The 15,897-nt window shown below is 57.0% G+C and carries 16 protein-coding genes and 2 pseudogenes; 10 read left to right on the top strand and 8 right to left on the bottom strand.

The features are described 5' to 3' along the window. The first annotated feature begins 169 nt into the window (after window positions 1–169). Genes queA through JCM25354_RS06230 form a run of 4 tightly spaced genes read left to right on the top strand, consistent with a single transcriptional unit; the run spans window position 170 to window position 3,650 of the window. Window positions 170–1,207 carry a tRNA preQ1(34) S-adenosylmethionine ribosyltransferase-isomerase QueA gene (queA, locus tag JCM25354_RS06245; protein WP_025885378.1) on the top strand — a complete coding sequence of 346 codons (1,038 nt, stop codon included), beginning with the start codon at window positions 170–172 and terminating at the stop codon, window positions 1,205–1,207. Next, the gene (tgt, locus tag JCM25354_RS06240) at window positions 1,204–2,376 is read left to right on the top strand and encodes a tRNA guanosine(34) transglycosylase Tgt (RefSeq protein ID WP_025885377.1); all 1,173 of its coding nucleotides are present in this window, start codon (window positions 1,204–1,206) and stop codon (window positions 2,374–2,376) included. The genes queA and tgt overlap by 4 nt, the downstream gene beginning before the upstream one ends. Window positions 2,377–2,386: 10 nt before the next feature. Next, window positions 2,387–3,448, top strand: coding sequence for a tRNA epoxyqueuosine(34) reductase QueG (gene queG, locus JCM25354_RS06235; protein WP_025885376.1), 1,062 nt, complete (start codon window positions 2,387–2,389; stop codon window positions 3,446–3,448). Further along, on the top strand, window positions 3,441–3,650 hold the full coding sequence (locus JCM25354_RS06230; RefSeq protein WP_025885375.1) for a ribbon-helix-helix domain-containing protein: 210 nt from the start codon (window positions 3,441–3,443) through the stop codon (window positions 3,648–3,650). Before queG ends, JCM25354_RS06230 begins: the two co-directional genes overlap by 8 nt. A gap of 72 nt (window positions 3,651–3,722) precedes the next feature. On the opposite strand, the gene JCM25354_RS06225 is transcribed toward JCM25354_RS06230, so the two are convergent. From JCM25354_RS06225 to JCM25354_RS17130, 6 genes are all read right to left on the bottom strand, one after another. Next, window positions 3,723–3,977, bottom strand: a complete 255-nt coding sequence (locus tag JCM25354_RS06225) for a hypothetical protein (protein ID WP_025885374.1) — start codon at window positions 3,975–3,977, stop codon at window positions 3,723–3,725. Next, window positions 3,974–4,444: a DUF2778 domain-containing protein gene (locus tag JCM25354_RS06220; RefSeq protein ID WP_279379550.1), complete on the bottom strand. Its 471-nt coding sequence runs from the start codon at window positions 4,442–4,444 to the stop codon at window positions 3,974–3,976. Before JCM25354_RS06220 ends, JCM25354_RS06225 begins: the two co-directional genes overlap by 4 nt. 190 nt (window positions 4,445–4,634) lie before the next feature. Next, window positions 4,635–5,057, bottom strand: coding sequence for a DUF6691 family protein (locus JCM25354_RS06215; RefSeq protein WP_199899916.1), 423 nt, complete (start codon window positions 5,055–5,057; stop codon window positions 4,635–4,637). Next, complete coding sequence (locus tag JCM25354_RS22320) at window positions 5,054–5,317, bottom strand: YeeE/YedE family protein (RefSeq protein WP_243443938.1); 264 nt, start codon at window positions 5,315–5,317, stop codon at window positions 5,054–5,056. The genes JCM25354_RS06215 and JCM25354_RS22320 overlap by 4 nt, the downstream gene beginning before the upstream one ends. After that, entirely contained in the window at window positions 5,317–5,478 is a 162-nt protein-coding gene (locus JCM25354_RS22315) for a hypothetical protein (protein WP_243443937.1), read from the bottom strand. Before JCM25354_RS22315 ends, JCM25354_RS22320 begins: the two co-directional genes overlap by 1 nt. Then, window positions 5,478–5,789, bottom strand: coding sequence for an ArsR/SmtB family transcription factor (locus JCM25354_RS17130; protein ID WP_051537269.1), 312 nt, complete (start codon window positions 5,787–5,789; stop codon window positions 5,478–5,480). Before JCM25354_RS17130 ends, JCM25354_RS22315 begins: the two co-directional genes overlap by 1 nt. 273 nt (window positions 5,790–6,062) lie before the next feature. On the opposite strand from JCM25354_RS17130, the gene JCM25354_RS22310 reads away from it, so the two are divergent. The 4 genes and pseudogenes from JCM25354_RS22310 to JCM25354_RS06190 all read left to right on the top strand — a co-directional run bounded on the left by JCM25354_RS22310 (window position 6,063) and on the right by JCM25354_RS06190 (window position 11,224). After that, a complete protein-coding gene (locus JCM25354_RS22310) occupies window positions 6,063–8,864 on the top strand; it encodes a PAS domain-containing hybrid sensor histidine kinase/response regulator (protein ID WP_243443936.1) in 2,802 nt (933 codons plus the stop codon). A gap of 20 nt (window positions 8,865–8,884) precedes the next feature. Continuing rightward, window positions 8,885–9,235: a response regulator gene (locus JCM25354_RS22305; protein WP_243443935.1), complete on the top strand. Its 351-nt coding sequence runs from the start codon at window positions 8,885–8,887 to the stop codon at window positions 9,233–9,235. 32 nt (window positions 9,236–9,267) lie between these two features. Beyond that, window positions 9,268–10,094, top strand: a pseudogene (locus tag JCM25354_RS17120) (TerB family tellurite resistance protein). Window positions 10,095–10,210: 116 nt separating this feature from the next. Further along, the gene (locus JCM25354_RS06190) at window positions 10,211–11,224 is read left to right on the top strand and encodes a sulfite exporter TauE/SafE family protein (protein WP_025885370.1); all 1,014 of its coding nucleotides are present in this window, start codon (window positions 10,211–10,213) and stop codon (window positions 11,222–11,224) included. Window positions 11,225–11,261: 37 nt separating this feature from the next. On the opposite strand, the gene JCM25354_RS17115 is transcribed toward JCM25354_RS06190, so the two are convergent. Then, on the bottom strand, window positions 11,262–12,386 hold the full coding sequence (locus JCM25354_RS17115; protein WP_243443934.1) for an aldose epimerase family protein: 1,125 nt from the start codon (window positions 12,384–12,386) through the stop codon (window positions 11,262–11,264). A 385-nt stretch (window positions 12,387–12,771) separates the two neighbouring features. Between JCM25354_RS17115 and JCM25354_RS06175 the strand changes: the two genes are divergently transcribed. Continuing rightward, window positions 12,772–13,617 (top strand): MlaA family lipoprotein, encoded by an 846-nt coding sequence (locus JCM25354_RS06175; RefSeq protein ID WP_084294652.1) that lies wholly within the window; start codon window positions 12,772–12,774, stop codon window positions 13,615–13,617. Window positions 13,618–13,629: 12 nt separating this feature from the next. Next, window positions 13,630–14,246: pseudogene (locus tag JCM25354_RS17110) on the top strand (MlaC/ttg2D family ABC transporter substrate-binding protein). Window positions 14,247–14,633: 387 nt separating this feature from the next. Here the strand turns inward: JCM25354_RS17110 and JCM25354_RS06165 are convergent. Next, the gene (locus tag JCM25354_RS06165; protein ID WP_025885368.1) at window positions 14,634–15,797 is read right to left on the bottom strand and encodes an acyltransferase family protein; all 1,164 of its coding nucleotides are present in this window, start codon (window positions 15,795–15,797) and stop codon (window positions 14,634–14,636) included. Window positions 15,798–15,897 lie beyond the last annotated feature (100 nt).

Raw genomic sequence — 15,897 nt, 5'->3', positions numbered from 1 at the left:
CAGAAAGCCGTGATCTAGATACACGCTCTTCTCTCTGCCCGGACTCGAACGACAGGGTCCGGACAAATGCCCCCTCCTCCGGGAGGCGCCTCTATGACCGTGTCCTTCGCCCGGGATTCAGGATTTGCGCTGGCCTTTTCCGTCCGATCTGGCCTAAACGAAGCCGCCCATGCAGATATCCGATTTCGACTTCGATCTTCCGCGCGACAACATCGCTCTGGAACCCGCCCGCCCGCGTGACAGCGCCCGTCTGTTGCGTGTTGCCGCCGGTCAGCCTCTGGCTGAACATCGCATCGCCGATCTGCCCTCGCTGCTCGAGCCGGGCGATCTCCTGATTGCCAATGACACGGCGGTTATTCGTGCCCAGCTGGCGGCACAGCGTGGCGAGGCAAAAATCGGTATCACGCTCGATCGCATTCTGAGTGATGGAAACTGGCATGCTCTCGCAAAAAATGCCCGCAAGCTGCGCCCCGGTGACACGCTGCGTTTCGGCACTGATCCGGTCACGGCAGAAGTGGTCGAAAATGAAGGCGATGGCGCCATTTCCATGCGGTTTTCGGCAGAAGGCACGGCGTTCGACGAATTTCTGAAGCGTGTCGGTGCGCTGGCCCTGCCGCCTTATATCGACCGTCCTTCTGGTCCTACGGCTCAGGATGACAGCGATTATGCAACCATTTTCGAGCGCTACAAGGGCGCGGTTGCAGCCCCGACCGCAGGGCTGCATTTCACCCCCGGGCTTCTGGCCGCGCTCGATGCGCGTGGCGTAACGCGCCATACGCTGACGCTGCATGTCGGCGCAGGGACGTTCCTGCCTGTACGAGACGATATCGCCAGTCACAAGATGCATGCGGAATGGGGGCGTATCGACGCCCATACGGCGCAGCTCATCAATGACACGCGGGCCAGCGGCAGGAAGATCGTCGCGGTTGGCACAACCAGCTTGCGCCTGCTGGAAAGTGCAGCAGATGAAAACGGTATCGTACATCCATGGGAAGGCGAGACAGCCATCTTCATCAAGCCCGGCTATCGTTTTCGCGCTGTTGACCGGTTGATGACCAATTTCCATCTGCCACGCTCGACGCTCTTCATGCTTGTCTGCGCGCTGGCGGGCACAGACACGATGCGTGCGGCCTATGCCCATGCCATCGCCGAGAAATTCCGCTTCTATTCCTACGGAGATGCCTGCTTGCTGGATCGCGCGCCATGACAGAAAACGCCACGAAAATGCAGTGGAAGGCGCAGGCCTGCTGCGGGCAGGCACGCGCAGGCCATTTGCATACCGCTCATGGCACGATCCCGACCCCTACCTTCATGCCGGTGGGCACGGTGGGCACGGTCAAGGCCATGACCATGGATGCCGTGCGCTCGACAGGCGCAGGCATCATTCTGGGCAATACCTATCATCTTATGCTGCGCCCGGGCGCCGAGCGCGTGCGCAAGATGGGCGGTCTGCATCGCATGATGGACTGGTCCGGCCCGATCCTGACCGATTCAGGCGGGTTTCAGGTCATGTCGCTCGGCGCGCTGCGCAAGCTCGACCAGGATGGCGTGACCTTCAACTCTCATATTGATGGATCCAAGCATCGCCTGACGCCTGAGAGCAGCACGGATATCCAGCACGCGCTCGATGCCACCATCACCATGTGCTTCGATGAATGCCCGGCTCTGCCCGCCACGCCCGAACGTCTGGAATCCTCCATGGAGCTTTCCATGCGCTGGGCTGCGCGCTCGCGTGAGGCCTTTGTGCAGCGTCCCGGCTATGGGCAGTTCGGTATTGTTCAGGGCGGAACGGAACGCGATCTGCGTACGCGCTCGGCCAGGGCCCTGACCGATATCAGCTTCGAGGGATACGCCATTGGCGGTCTGGCAGTGGGTGAAGGTCAGGAACTCATGTTCTCGACACTCGACTTCACCATTCCGCTCCTGCCGCACGACCATGCCCGTTATCTGATGGGTGTCGGCACGCCCGATGACCTGCTGGGCGGTGTCGAGCGCGGCGTGGACATGTTCGATTGCGTCATGCCCACGCGCGCAGGCCGCACGGCGCGCGCCTATACCGAGCGCGGCACGCTGAACCTGCGCAATGCCCGCCATGCAGAAGATAACCGTCCGATAAGCCCTGATTGCGATTGTCTGGCCTGTTCGCGCCACAGCCGCGCCTATCTGCATCATCTCTTCCGTGCCAATGAGATCCTCGGGCCGATGCTGCTGACATGGCATAATCTCGCCTATTACCAGCGTCTCATGCGCCAGATCCGTGCGGCCATCGTCGATGGCACCCTGCCGCAGAAGGCCATCGCCTTGCGCGCCGACTGGGCCGCAGGGGACTGGACGCAGGACGAATTCCCCCAGCCGGACTGGCCGCCCGTGCCATGACCCATACAGCATGACGAAGAGCATCGAAGACCGCATTGCCGACCATGCGCGGCATCTCGGCTTCGATGCGATCGGCTTTTGTGACGCTTCCCTGCCCGAGGAAGCCCGCACGCGTCTGCGCCAGTTTGTCGAGGACGGACGTCACGGCACGATGGGCTGGATGGAGCAGCGCATCGAGCAGCGTGGCGACCCCAGGGCGCTCTGGCCTGAAGTCCGTAGCGTGATTTCGCTCGGGCTTTCCTACGCACCCGAGGCCGACCCTGCCGAAACGCTCGACCAGCCCGATACCGGCACGATCTCGGTCTATGCCCGCCATCGCGACTATCATGATGTGCTCAAAGGCATGCTCAAGCATCTCGCGCAATTCGTGGTGCGTCAGGATGTTGGCGGCGATGGCACAGAGGTGAAGGTGTTTGTCGATACGGCACCGGTCATGGAAAAGCCTCTGGCCGAGCAGGCCCAGCTCGGTTGGCAGGGCAAGCACACCAATGTCGTCTCACGCGTTCATGGCTCCTGGCTGCTTCTGGGCGAGATCTATACCACGCTCGAACTTGCCGCCTCACCGCCTCGCGCCGGGTCATGCGGCAGTTGCACGCGCTGCCTGGCAGCCTGTCCTACCGATGCCTTTCCTCGTCCCTATGCGCTCGATGCCCGGCGCTGCATTGCCTATCTCACCATCGAGCATGACGGGCCGATCCCGGTCGAATTTCGCAAGGCCATGGGCAATCGAATCTATGGCTGCGATGACTGTCTCAATGCCTGCCCATGGAACCGTTTTGCTGCAACGTCACGCCACATGAAGCTTCAGCCCCGGGCCGATCTGATGGCGCCCAGACTAGATGATCTGGCCCGGCTGGACGATGCCGGATTCCGCAGCTTTTTCTCCGGCTCGCCCATCAAGCGTATCGGACGCAATCGCTTTGTGCGTAATGTGCTGATTGCGCTCGGTAATTCCGGCGATCGCGCGCATCTGCCACTGGTCGCGCATCTGACGCAGGACGAAAGCCCGATTGTCGCTGACGCTGCCGCATGGGCACAAACCGAATTACAGAAAGCCGCACCGAATGAGTGATCTCGTCAAACGCAGCTTCACATTGTCACGCCATCGCACCAGTATCGCCCTTGAGCCTGAATTCTGGGCCGTGCTGGAAGAAATGAGCGCAGATAATTCTCTCGCCTCTCTGATCGCCAGTATCGATGCGACCCGTCCACCGGAACGCCCGCTTGCCTCGGCATTACGGGTGGCTTGTCTGGTTTTTCTGCGCAGCACGTGAACATGATCCGTCAACGTATGTAAGCATCAAGCCGTCGGGATTATCACCACTTCCTTCGGCACCCTGTGACTGTCAGCCCCTGCGACGGCGGCCCATCAATGCGCCCAGCCCCGTCACGATGACATACGCCAGAACGATGCTGACCAGCATCATCGTCGCCATGATGATGCTGGCCTGGCTCAGACCCAGACCAAGAGTGTCATTGAGATAAAAGACAGGTGACAGGATCTTCCATGTCCGACCTGACCAGGCAAAATAGTGATGCGTCGCATTGCCCAGAGCAAGATAGACAAGAAGAGCGACCGGCAGGGTAACAAGCACTTTCATTTGACTTCCAGCGTCCCGTAGGAACGCATTCCGTTCAGATAGACGATAGGTTGCGCAAGCAGAAACTCACGCAGGCGATAGAAATCATGGGTATCGGGTAGCGTGATGCATCCCTTGCTGATCCCCCAGAACCCGACCGGATGCAGCCGGAAAGCGCCTCGTCTTATGCCATCTATCGATGTCTGATCATCTATGACGCCATCATCACGGTAGAGAGCGAACCAGTCCTGACGACGGGTACCCGCAAAGAAATCACCGATATGATCCCTGACACCACCCAGGCGGCCTCCGCACTGCCGATCGAGGATATGATAAAGCCCTAGCGGAAGGGGGCCATTATTCCTGTTGCCGGTCGCAGCGGAACGATTGGTCAAGTCGCCAGACCCGGAATAGGCAGGAAAGGAACCGAACCCTGCACAGGTAAGTACCGAGAAATCTTTTCCGTTGAGGTAGAATACGCAATGCACGGACAATCGGGCTGTCTCCGATATCAAGAACAGAATGATCTGCAGCAATAATCTTCTCTTTTTTACATTTTTCTGGCTGGAAAACCATTGGTGCACGATCCCGCCCGCGCTTTTGCCAGTCTCTTGTCTTGCTGATCACCAGCATTGATTCTGCCGGGCGGTTCAGTCGCCAGTCACTCCGGTTACAGACTCACCCCGGATCTCGGCTGAACACACCATGAAACAACGCAATACCTGCGCCCATGGAAACCAGAAACAGCAGGGCTTTGGCACCACCGAACAAAATGGCGGCGATAGCTGGCCCCGGACATAAGCCGATCAATCCCCATCCGATACCGAAAAGGATGCTTCCCAGGACGAGATGCGCGTCAATCCGGGTTTTCCCGGGGAGATGAAACCGGGCATCGTACCATGGACGCACCATGCGCTTTTGCAGTCTCAGGCCAGCAAATGTCACACAGACCGCACCACCCAGCACGACCATCAAAGAGGGGTTCCAGTCCCGGCCAGGCATCAGAAAGGACTGGATGGTTTCAGGGTCGGTCATCCCCCCCGATATGAGACCAAGCCCGAATATCACGCCGCATAGCGCAGCAAGGCCAAAGCGCTTCACGGTCTTGTCCACCACCCTGCCATGTGATGGGCGCAGATGGCTGTTGCGATTGCGGCAGTCATGAAACACCCAACAGCGACAAGAGACCGGGGAGACAGACGCGCCAGCCCCATCACACCATGGCCGCTAGTGCAGCCACATGCCATCTGCGACCCGAAGCCGACCAGAACGCCGGCAGGGACAACCACAAACCAGGGCTCCCTGATTGTCAGAGGAGGCCAGTGACCCGAGATACCTCGCCAGAGAAGAGGCGCAACCATCAGACCCAGAAGAAAGATAACAGCCGGGCGATCAGCTGCCTGTTGAGAAACTTTGCAGCCATGCCACTGATCCCGGCTATGCGCCCGATCCCCATAAGATAGATCGTGCAGGCTGTCCCGATCAGCACACCCCCCAGAAGACTGGTGAAAAAAGGCGCCATCAGAATGCTCCATCGTCAACGCGAGGCTCGCAATAGATGGTATGTAGCGCTGCAATAACATGCCCGGCTTTTTCATCGGCCAAGTGGTAGAAGACAGAACTGCCCTCACGACGGAAATTGACGACGCGTGCGGCCCTCAGGCTGGTGAGGTGGCGAGACAAACCAGGCTGGCCGATGCCAAGCATCCTTTCGATCGCACCAACAGACAATTCCTGACCGACCAGAAGACAGGCGATCATCAGGCGCTCCGGATGGGCGAGAACCTTAAGAAGCAGGGAAACCTGCGAGGCTGTCTCACGCATGGGTATCATGATTATTCTCTTATTATCGATAAACCGATAATTATCACCTGATACAGGTCTTGTCGAGCAGAAGATGTCATGATGCCATCTCCTGGTCACCAGGCAGGCCGATACGGGAAGGGATCGCGCAACCCTGATCTGGTCTGACCGTTTGTTTTGCCAGGTGGTCTGCACGGCACCACCCCTGCTCGACGAGGCTTTTCTCTGGTCAATGACATTCGTTGTCGATAATTAACGATTTGAATTCCCGCTTTCACTGTGGCGCAAGGGCCCTGTCGATCCATGACATCTCGTCCCTCATTTCCGCTTCCCTTTTCGGAAGCACTTTCACGCGCCCTTGAAGCGGAACTCTCCCAGGGTGCGTTTGCCTCTGCGGAAGAAGCCCTGAAGGCCGGTTTGTCTCTTTTACGGCAGAAGCGCGAGGCAGCAGCTTTGCGCGATGCCAGGGCTTTCCCGCTTGCAGGCGGGGAATGCGGTGCCCTGATACGCGCGCTTGACTGGGCTCATAACCCTGTGGGTGCCTTGTCCCTGTGGTCTGACGTCCTGCGCGCCACGATCACAAACATCGTTAATTCCCCGGTCGCCAAAATGCTTTTCTGGGGGCCTGATCATATTCTGTTCTACAATGATGCCTTCAGCCGTATTGCTGGTGACCGGCATCCTTGTGCGCTGGGTATCCGCAGCGACGAGGCCTTTCCCGAACTATGGGCATGGCAGAAGCCCGTGCTTGAGCAGGCGCTTCACGGTCAGGCCGCGACATTCCGTAATCGCCATGTCAGGTTCGATCATCCGCATGGACGTGACAGCTTCACGCTTGATCTTTACTACACTCCGGTTTTCGAGACGGATGGGCATGCAGCTGGCGTACTCTGCACCGTGGTCGACAATACCGAGCGTGTGAAAGCCGAAGCCCGTCTTGCTGCAAGCGAAGCCAATCTGCTTCGTGTCACCAATGCAACGCCAATGCTCGTCTCCTACGTCGATCAGGCCCATATCTATCGTTTTGCCAATGCAGCCTATGAGACTCTGCTTGGTCTGAAGCTGGACAGTATTATCAATCGTCCCGTGTCCGAAGTATTGGGTGCACGCGTTTACGAAGACAGACGACCGGATCTGGAACGCGCCCTTTCCGGCCAGACAATCACAGCCGAAACACTCTTGCCACAGCGCGATGGCACATTGCGCCACACCGAATTCCGCTATGTACCCCATACAGATGGTGAGGGCGTCGTGCATGGCGTCCATATCCTTGGCATTGACATCGAAGAACGGGCAAGGCGCATTGCCGAGGTAGCCGCCAGCGATCTTCGCTTTCGTACGGCAATGCGGGCTGTTCATGGTGTACTCTGGACCAATAGTGCCGATGGCCGCATGACTGGCGAGCAGCCTGGCTGGGCTGCACTGACGGGACAGAGTTATGACGCCTATCAGGGTTTCGGCTGGGCCAATGCCGTTCATCCCGATGATGCAGCCGCGACCATTGTCGCGTGGAATACCTCTGTCACAGCACGCAGCATGTTTGTTCACGAACATCGCGTTCTGAGCCGCGAAGGGGTCTGGCGGAATTTCGCCATACGCGCCCTGCCAATTCTGAATGATGAAGGCGTTATAACCGAATGGGTTGGTGTGCATTCGGACATCACTCACCAACGTGCGGCAGAAGCTGCCTTGCGTGAGCGCGCCGATGATTTGGCGCGTCAGGTAAGCCATCGCCAGCGCGCCGAAGAGCAGCTTCGCAAACTCAACGAGACGCTCGAGAATCGCGTCATAGAGGAAATTGCCGAGCGCCGTCAGGCAGAAACCCGCCTTGCCCAGGCACAGAAAATGGAATCCATTGGCAAACTGACCGGCGGTGTAGCCCATGATTTCAATAATCTGCTTCAGGTGATCAGCGGTAATCTGCAGTTACTGGGCAAGGATGTTGCCGGTAATGCGCGTGCTGAGCGTCACGTCAGTAGCGCCATGGGCGGTGTGCAGCGTGGCTCGCGCCTGGCCAGCCAGCTTCTGGCGTTCGGGCGTCGTCAGGCGCTGGAGCCGAAGATCGTGAATGTCACGCGTTTTGTGCGTGGCATGGACGAAATGCTCCGACGTGCCATTGGCGAGGGAATCGAGATCGAGACAGTTGTCTCGGCAGGATTGTGGAACACCTTTATCGATCCCGCGCAGATCGAGAATGCACTTCTCAACCTCGCCATCAATGCCCGTGATGCCATGGATGGCCATGGCAAACTGACAATCGAACTGGGTAATGCCCTGCTCGATGATTCCTATGTACGCCAGCATGACGACGTCAAAGCAGGTCAGTACGTACTGCTTGCTGTTTCGGATACCGGCACTGGCATGACTCCCGAGATCCTGTCGAAAGTGTTTGAGCCCTTTTTCTCTACCAAGGCCGAAGGCAAGGGATCAGGTCTCGGTCTGTCGATGGTCTATGGTTTCGTCAAACAGTCCGGTGGCCATATCAATATCTACTCCGAGCCGGATGAAGGCACGACAATCAAGCTGTATCTGCCACGTTCAATAGACGCCGAGGATGTGGAAACTGACCTCCACATGACCCCCGCTACAGGCGGCACCGAAAGAGTACTCGTTGTTGAGGATGACGACGAAGTGCGGGCTACGGTGGTCGAAATGCTCTCCGATCTCGGCTATCAGGTGCTAAAGGCGACAGATGCCGCCAATGCTCTTGTAGTGATCGAAAGCGGCATTCCCATCGACATGCTGTTTACTGATGTGGTGATGCCAGGAACGCTCAAAAGCCCGGAACTGGCCCGGCGCGCCAAAGAGCGTCTGCCTGATATCGCTGTCCTGTTTACCTCGGGTTATACCGAGAACTCGATCGTCCATGGCGGTCGGCTTGATGCCGGGGTGGAACTCCTTTCCAAACCCTATACGCGCGACGCTTGGCACGGAAATTCCGCCATGTTCTTGCCAATCGTGCGCAACGTCAGCAGGCGGCTGATCCGGCCGTATCAGAACGGCAGATCCACCCGCTCTCTCATTCTGCCGATGCAACATCGGACGGCTCTGCCCCCTCTCGTTCCCTCTACCTCACAATCCTGCTGGTTGAGGATGACCGTCTGATCAGACAGACGACGTCAGAAATGCTCAGGGATTCCGGCTATCTGATGATAGAGGCCAGCGATTATGCCGAAGCCCTGATCGTACTCCAGACCATGCCAGTCGACGTGCTGCTGACGGACGTGAACCTGCCAGGTCTTTCCGGCAAGGATCTCGCCACTCAGGCCCGTAGCCTCAAACCGGATATCGGAATCATTTTTGCTACAGGTGACACTCATTCTGTCCAGGGCGATCCATCCGTTACGATTTTGCCCAAGCCCTATGATCTGACAGCACTGACCAATGCGATCAGCCAGAGCCTGCCGCGCCTTTCCGTGAGGAATGATGAGGGTACAGTCGATCTGCCCTGTGCCAATCCGTCAGCCATCGTTTGAACTCATCCCCTGCCTCATGCTACCGATAGATCATGGCATTCTGGGGCAAGATGTTCGGTGGTGTAGCCGGTTTCGCAGTGGGTGGACCGATGGGCGCGCTCATGGGGGCGGCGCTCGGTCATGCCGCCGATCGCGGCTCGCTACTTGAAACGCCAGCCGGTGGCTGGCATGAGCATTGGCGCACAAAAGGCCAGCCCGATCCAAATGGGGCAGCGTTCATGGCGGCCGCTAAGATGGCAACCCTGCTTGGCAAGACCGATCAGCTTTATGCCATCGGTCTGGTTGCACTCTGCGCCAAGATGGCCAAGATCGATGGACCTGTGAACAAGGCAGAGATCTCGGCTTTCAAATCCCTTTTCCAGTTTCCGGCAGAAAACAGCCGGGAAATCGGCATGCTTTTCGACCGCGCACGTGACCGGACGGATGATTTTGAAATGTATGCGCGCGAGCTTGGAAAGGGATTCGCCAAGGATCGCGCACCACTCGAAAATCTGTTGATGGCACTATTCGTTATTGCCAGAGCCGATCTGCCCCCCGGTGCGCCTCTCAACCCTGCCGAGACAGCTTTTCTCAGAAAGATCCATACGGCTTTCGGCTTGCCTCCGGGAGCCTGGGACCGGGCTGAAACCGGACGCTCCGCTTCGGCAAGCAATGAAAACGATGCCTATGTCGAGCTTGGCCTTTCTCGTTCAGCCAGTGACCAGGAAGTACGTACACGGTGGCGCGTCCTGATCAGGGAGCATCATCCTGACGTTCTGGGGCAGAAAAATCTCAGCCCCGATGCCATGGCCAAAGCGCTGATCGTGTCGCACGCATCAATGCCGCCTGGGACAGGATCAAACGCGACCGAAAACTCTGATCGTTCTGACAACCTGACATGATTTGATATCAAATTGAGAATAATTCTCATATAGATTCAACGATCGCTGCCTTCCTCAGCCCTGAGTCGGGCTATTGAGACGGAATGCGAGGATCATGCTGGTTTTTGTGCTGCTTTTCTGCCTGTCCTGCGGGGCTTTTACCATTTCTGCTGTGGCAGGTGGCGGAGCGGGTCTGGTTATCATGCCTGTTCTCGGCCTGCTCCTGACTGCGTCGAAGATACCGGCTGCGCTTTCTCTGGGAACCATGTGCAGCACGATCGGCCGGATTGCGACCTTCCGTCATGCGATTGACTGGCGCGTCGTGTCCTGTTTCCTGCCCGCCGCCTTGCCTGCCGCAGCATTGGGTGTGTTCTGTCTGCGGCTCATGCCCCCGGTCTATCTTGAAATGTTTCTGGGCCTGTTTCTGAGTGGCAATGTTGTTCTGCTGCTACGCCCAGCCTCACCGGTCATGACCGATCAGGGCGCCTGGAAGTATCTGCCCGCCATTGGCCTGGCGGCCGGGTTCATCTCGGGTTTCACTGGCGCCACGGGACTGTTGTTCAATCGCTTCTACCAGAAACTGGGCCTGCAGAAAGAAACCATCATTGCCACGCGCGCAGCGAACGAAGTCCTGCTCCATGCCATAAAGCTCTTTCTGTACGCCCGTTTCGGATTGTTTGACGGCCCCGTGCTTGTGGCTGGGCTCTGTGTCGGCGTCTCTGCCCTTGCGGCCCTCAGGGTCACAAAAATTGTGCTTCCTTTGCTCAGCCATGCCCAGTTTTGCCGTATTGGCCATGCAGCCGCTGCGTTGGCCGGTCTGTTTATGTTGGGCAATGCCGCACATCAGATCGTGCAGAAGGACGCGATGTCATTCCGCTATGGACGCTTTAATGGTGAGACCGAACTGGCCATGACCTGGCGTAGCCACCGTCTTGCGCTGGAAATCGAACGACCTCTCGAGATCGAGGTCAAACATCGTATCGCCGGTTTTACTGATCCGCATACCGGACTGGCAAAGGAAAAGCTGACCGTACTGCATCTGGCAGCAGATCGGGGCGTCTTCGTGACACATCGGGAGTTCATGCCAGATCCTGGCCATCACCGCCGCCGCCATCACAGAGACGCCTGAAGCCTGCCTGCCCAGAGACCAAGCAGGCAGGGTAGGCTCAGCGCGTGCCGAGCTTGAAGATGGTCGTGTAGTCGAATTTCTGGCCCGGACGTAGCTCCGTCGTCGGGAAAGAAGAATGATTGGGGCTGTCCGGAAAATGCTCCGCCTCGATAGCCAGGGCATCGGTCTGGCGATAGGCACGATGTGAGATACCGGCATATTTCCCGGTCAGGGAATTCGATGTGTAGATCTGAACACCTGGCTGATTGGTCGAGACATCGAGCGTACGACCCGAAGCCGGATCATACACCGTCACTGCGGGGCGCGGTGCTTTGCCATATTCTCCCTCGACGACCCAGTTATGATCATAACCGTGCGCGTACATCATCTGGATGAAATCACTGCGCAGGCGATCGCCAATACGTGCAGGCTTGCGGAAATCAAGTGGTGTTCCTTCGACCTGGGCCAGCTCTCCTGTCGGGATCGAGGTCGAATCCGTCGGAGTGTAACGCTCTGCATTAACCCGAAGAACCTCGTTCTCAATCGAACCCGAACCTTCGCCGTTCAGATTCCAGTAGCTGTGATTAGTCAGATTCAGCACGGTTGGTGCGTCTGTGGTGGCCTGATAATGCAGGCTGAGCGCGTTATTGTCATTGAGTGTATAGGTAATGCTGGTCGTCAGCGTTCCCGGAAACCCCTGATCACCGTCCGGGCTGACCAGACGCAACGTGACGGAAGCCTCTCCGGCAGTCTTTCTGGTATCGACCAGTGTCCAGACGTGTTTGTCAAAGCCGATCTTGCCACCATGCAAGGCATTTGGCGGATCAGTCAGATCGGTGTGATAGCTCTTGCCATCTATCGTAAAGGTGCCATGGGCCAGACGATTGGCGTAACGGCCGATCATGGCGCCAAAAAACAGCCCCCCTTCTGCCGAGTCCTTCGTATAGCCTTCAAGTGTCCCGAAACCGAGGACCAGATCCTGGACATGGCCAGCACGATCCGGGGCCTCAACGGACTGGATGATTCCGCCATAGGTAATAACCCGAACAGTCATGGCGTGGTCATTGGTCAGTGTAATGATTTTGACGTCCTGACCACCCGGAGTCTTGCCCCAGGCTGAACCGTCACAGCCGGCGCTGCCAGCGCCGCACCATCTACCATACTGGCAAACGCCGCCAGACAAACAGCGCTCATAACAATTGCTCTCATGGGAAAGGTGCTTCCATCTGTTGATTTGACGCCACACTGGTAGGAGAAACGATCCATGTCAAAATACTTGGAATCCATCTTCGCCAACCGTGGCCCTCCTCAAACGCTAGGCAGGGAGCATGAGTTGACATCTACGGTCTGGCATCTGTCGGACATCATGCTAAAAAACCACAATGCTGCGTCTCCAGAGAGACAGCATTGATGTCTTCTCCCCTAAAGGAGATGGTGTCATGCTGCATCTGTGGCGGCGCTTTCAGGCTATTGAAACCGGGGCTGTTCACAGCCTGTAACGAAACGATCGTGGGCTTGTGCGCAGATTCTGGCGCAGCCAGGCGCGCTGACACGACTTGGGGACTGCGATGACCGCACCGCTAGGTGATTCCGATAACCGGCCTGATACCGGATCTGCCGTCGAGAACCGGACGCAACGGCACAAGCAGCGTAAAGGTGGCCGTCTTCTTGTCGGACTGACAGCCCTGCTCTCTCTGAGCGCCTGCGCCAGCTGGCGTAATCCGCCACCTAAAGACCCGGAAGCCCTTGCAGACTACAAGGAAGCAAACGACCCCTATGAGCCTGTCAATCGCAAGATGTATGGCATACAGATGTGGGCCTATCATCATGCGTTGCGACCTGTCGGCAAGGCCTGGGCCTGGGCAGTTCCCAAACCGATTCGTAACTCAATCGATAACCTGAACCAGACATGGTATATGCCGACCGTCTTCTTCAGCGATGTCGGTGCAGGAAAGCCGCGCCGCGCCGGCGACGATTTCATGCGTTATATCATCAATATGACCATTGGCGCGGCCGGCTTTATCGACGTGGCCACATCGCTGGGTTACCCGCATCACGACAGCGATCCGGGCCTGACCCTCGCCACTTGGGGTGTTCCCAGCGGTCCTTACATGTTCCTTCCAGGACTCGGGCCAAACACATTGCGTGACGCTGGCGGCTATGTCATCGCGCAAGGTCTGTCACCCATCAATTATGTGCCACGCGGCTATGGCCTCCTGACATTCAACTGGGCCTATAATATTGCCGGAGTGCTCAGTGGTTTCTCGTCTCATATTGACGAGATCGATCAGGTCGAGCAGGATTCACTCGACCCCTATGCGTTCATCAGAAGTGCCTGGCAGCAAAACCGGCAAAGCCAAGTCGACTCCATGCGTAACGACCACCGGGCGACCGTGCCGGACTGGTACAATTAAGGACCTCCCGACATGCTCAAGACATGCCTTTCTTTCTCCCGCCGTGCGGCTCTCGGTCTCCTGACCACGGCCCTCGTTTCGGTTACTGCCATCGCCACCCCTGCACAGGCTGAAGACGCACAGGGCTTTGTGAACAATTTTGGTGGCAAGCTGGTCGGAATCATCAACAGCGACAAATCTCTGGGCGAAAAGCGACAGGAAGTCCTGCCGCTGCTCCAGAACAATGTCGATATTGCCACGATCGGCAAGTTCTGCCTTGGTCGCTACTGGCGCACAGCGTCACCCGAGCAGCAGGCACAATACCTCAAACTGTTCCATCAGGTTCTGGTCAATGCTGTCACTGACAAGATCGGTGATTACAAGGGCGTAAGCTTCAGAGTTATCGGGACCACTACCACGCCCAATGGCCAGCTCGTCAATGCCCAGATCATGCGCCCTGGCCAACCAACGGCCGATATCGGTTTGCTGATCGACCGGAACAGCGGCATGAAAATTGTTGATATGATCGGTGAAGGGACGAGCCTGCGCTGACACAGCGTCAGGATTACAGCTCCTATCTCGCCCGCAACGGGGGCAATGTCGCAACGCTTATCAGCGCTCTGGAGCGTCAGCTTTCCCATCGTCACTGATGACAGATATTTCTCTCTGCCGGGGATCAGGATACCCCCCGGCAGAAAGCCTCTTGTTTTGAAAAAAGCTGCACTGCAGGACATACACGGCAATCTCGCAGCACTTGATACGCGCCCTTGCCGGCTACACTCGTGAGATACTCGAATCCGTCGCCCTGACAGGATAACCTCGCTCCTCACAGTATTCCTGCCTGAGGAGTAAATTTTCGTCCTCCCCCACCCGACTGATACTGCCTTATTCGGTCAGACATGCTGGATAGGTGCTCGCTGCCATCGCATCTATCGGGTCAGGGCTTTCTCTCAAGGAAACAGCGCTATCACTCTTGCCATTGGTCCTGGCACGAATGGAAGACGCAGAACCACTCCCGTTCAAGATAAGATCACACGTCAACGACGTGCCCGCATCGCTGACCGAAGGCGGGATCGGATCGGCTCATCCCAGAATACGAGACCCGCCCAGGCAACAAGCAGCGTAACGGGAATCGTCGCCAACCCGTAAGCGAGCAGTTGGCGGGACGTGGGATGACAGTTGGCCACATAGTTCATCCATACGTACAGGATCGGAAAATGGGTAATATAAAGGGGATAGGAAATACGCCCGCTTGCCTTGCATAACCCCAACATTCCACGCCCGGCATTCGAGTGCTGGCCAGCGATGATGATTGCCGGAAAAAGCAGGATCACGCAAAGCGCCTCATAAAAGCCGTTCCATTTTACGCCATCAGATTCCGGGATAATCGGAACCAGCATTGCCGCGGTCATAATGACACTGAGCGGCAGCCACCCAAGCCGGAAACGCGGCAGACGGTCACGAAGGCGGTAAAGCCAAAGCCCCGTAACGAACGGGAAATACAGACGGATCTGCGCCATCCAAAGCGTTTCGAAGCTCGATCCCTGATCCAGTGTTCCGATGCTCAAGGCACAAGCCGTCAGAACGATACCTGCAACGATCGCGATACCGCCGAGCACACGAGCGGACAAATGCCGCAGCACCAATGCATAAGCGATATTGCCTATATATTCCTGAAGCAGGCTCCAGCATGGACCATTGAACGGGTGCGTATCGGTCCAGCGGTTGGGTAGTGGTCCTGCAGGCAGTAGCAACAATCCAAGCACGAACACGCCGAGCAGGGTCTCCAGTGGGACGTTCTGCAGACTGCCCTTGAAAGGATCGAACAGATAACTGACCAGGCCCATGGTCACACCCAGAATTACCAGCGGGTGCAACCGGATCAGGCGAAGCGTCAGGAATTGACCAACGCTCATTTTCTTCCATCGATCATCATAGGCATAACCCATGACAAAACCCGAAAGCGCAAAGAAGAAATCAACCGCTAGAGGAGCATGATGAAGGATAACCTTCTCCCCAACCCAGGTAACCGTAATCCCCTGGATATGGAAAAGTACAACAAGTATTGCGGCTGTGCCGCGAAGCCCGTCCAGCACCTCAAAATGTTCTTTGCCCGTTTCTGTCCGATCAGGGACCGGTTCGGACCTTCCCATATCAAACGATGACACCGTCGCGCCTTCTGAATCCAGAGTATTTACCATTCGCGCTTCTCCTTTTTTCAAAGTATAAAGCAACAAATGCATTAATTAATATTCACTAACGTAATTTTGTTCTGGATAAATATGTTTATTAATATCAAAT

This window comes from Asaia prunellae JCM 25354 (genome assembly GCF_000613885.1).
Taxonomy (GTDB): Bacteria; Pseudomonadota; Alphaproteobacteria; order Acetobacterales; family Acetobacteraceae; genus Asaia; species Asaia prunellae.
This window is presented reverse-complemented; position numbering and strand designations above follow the sequence as displayed.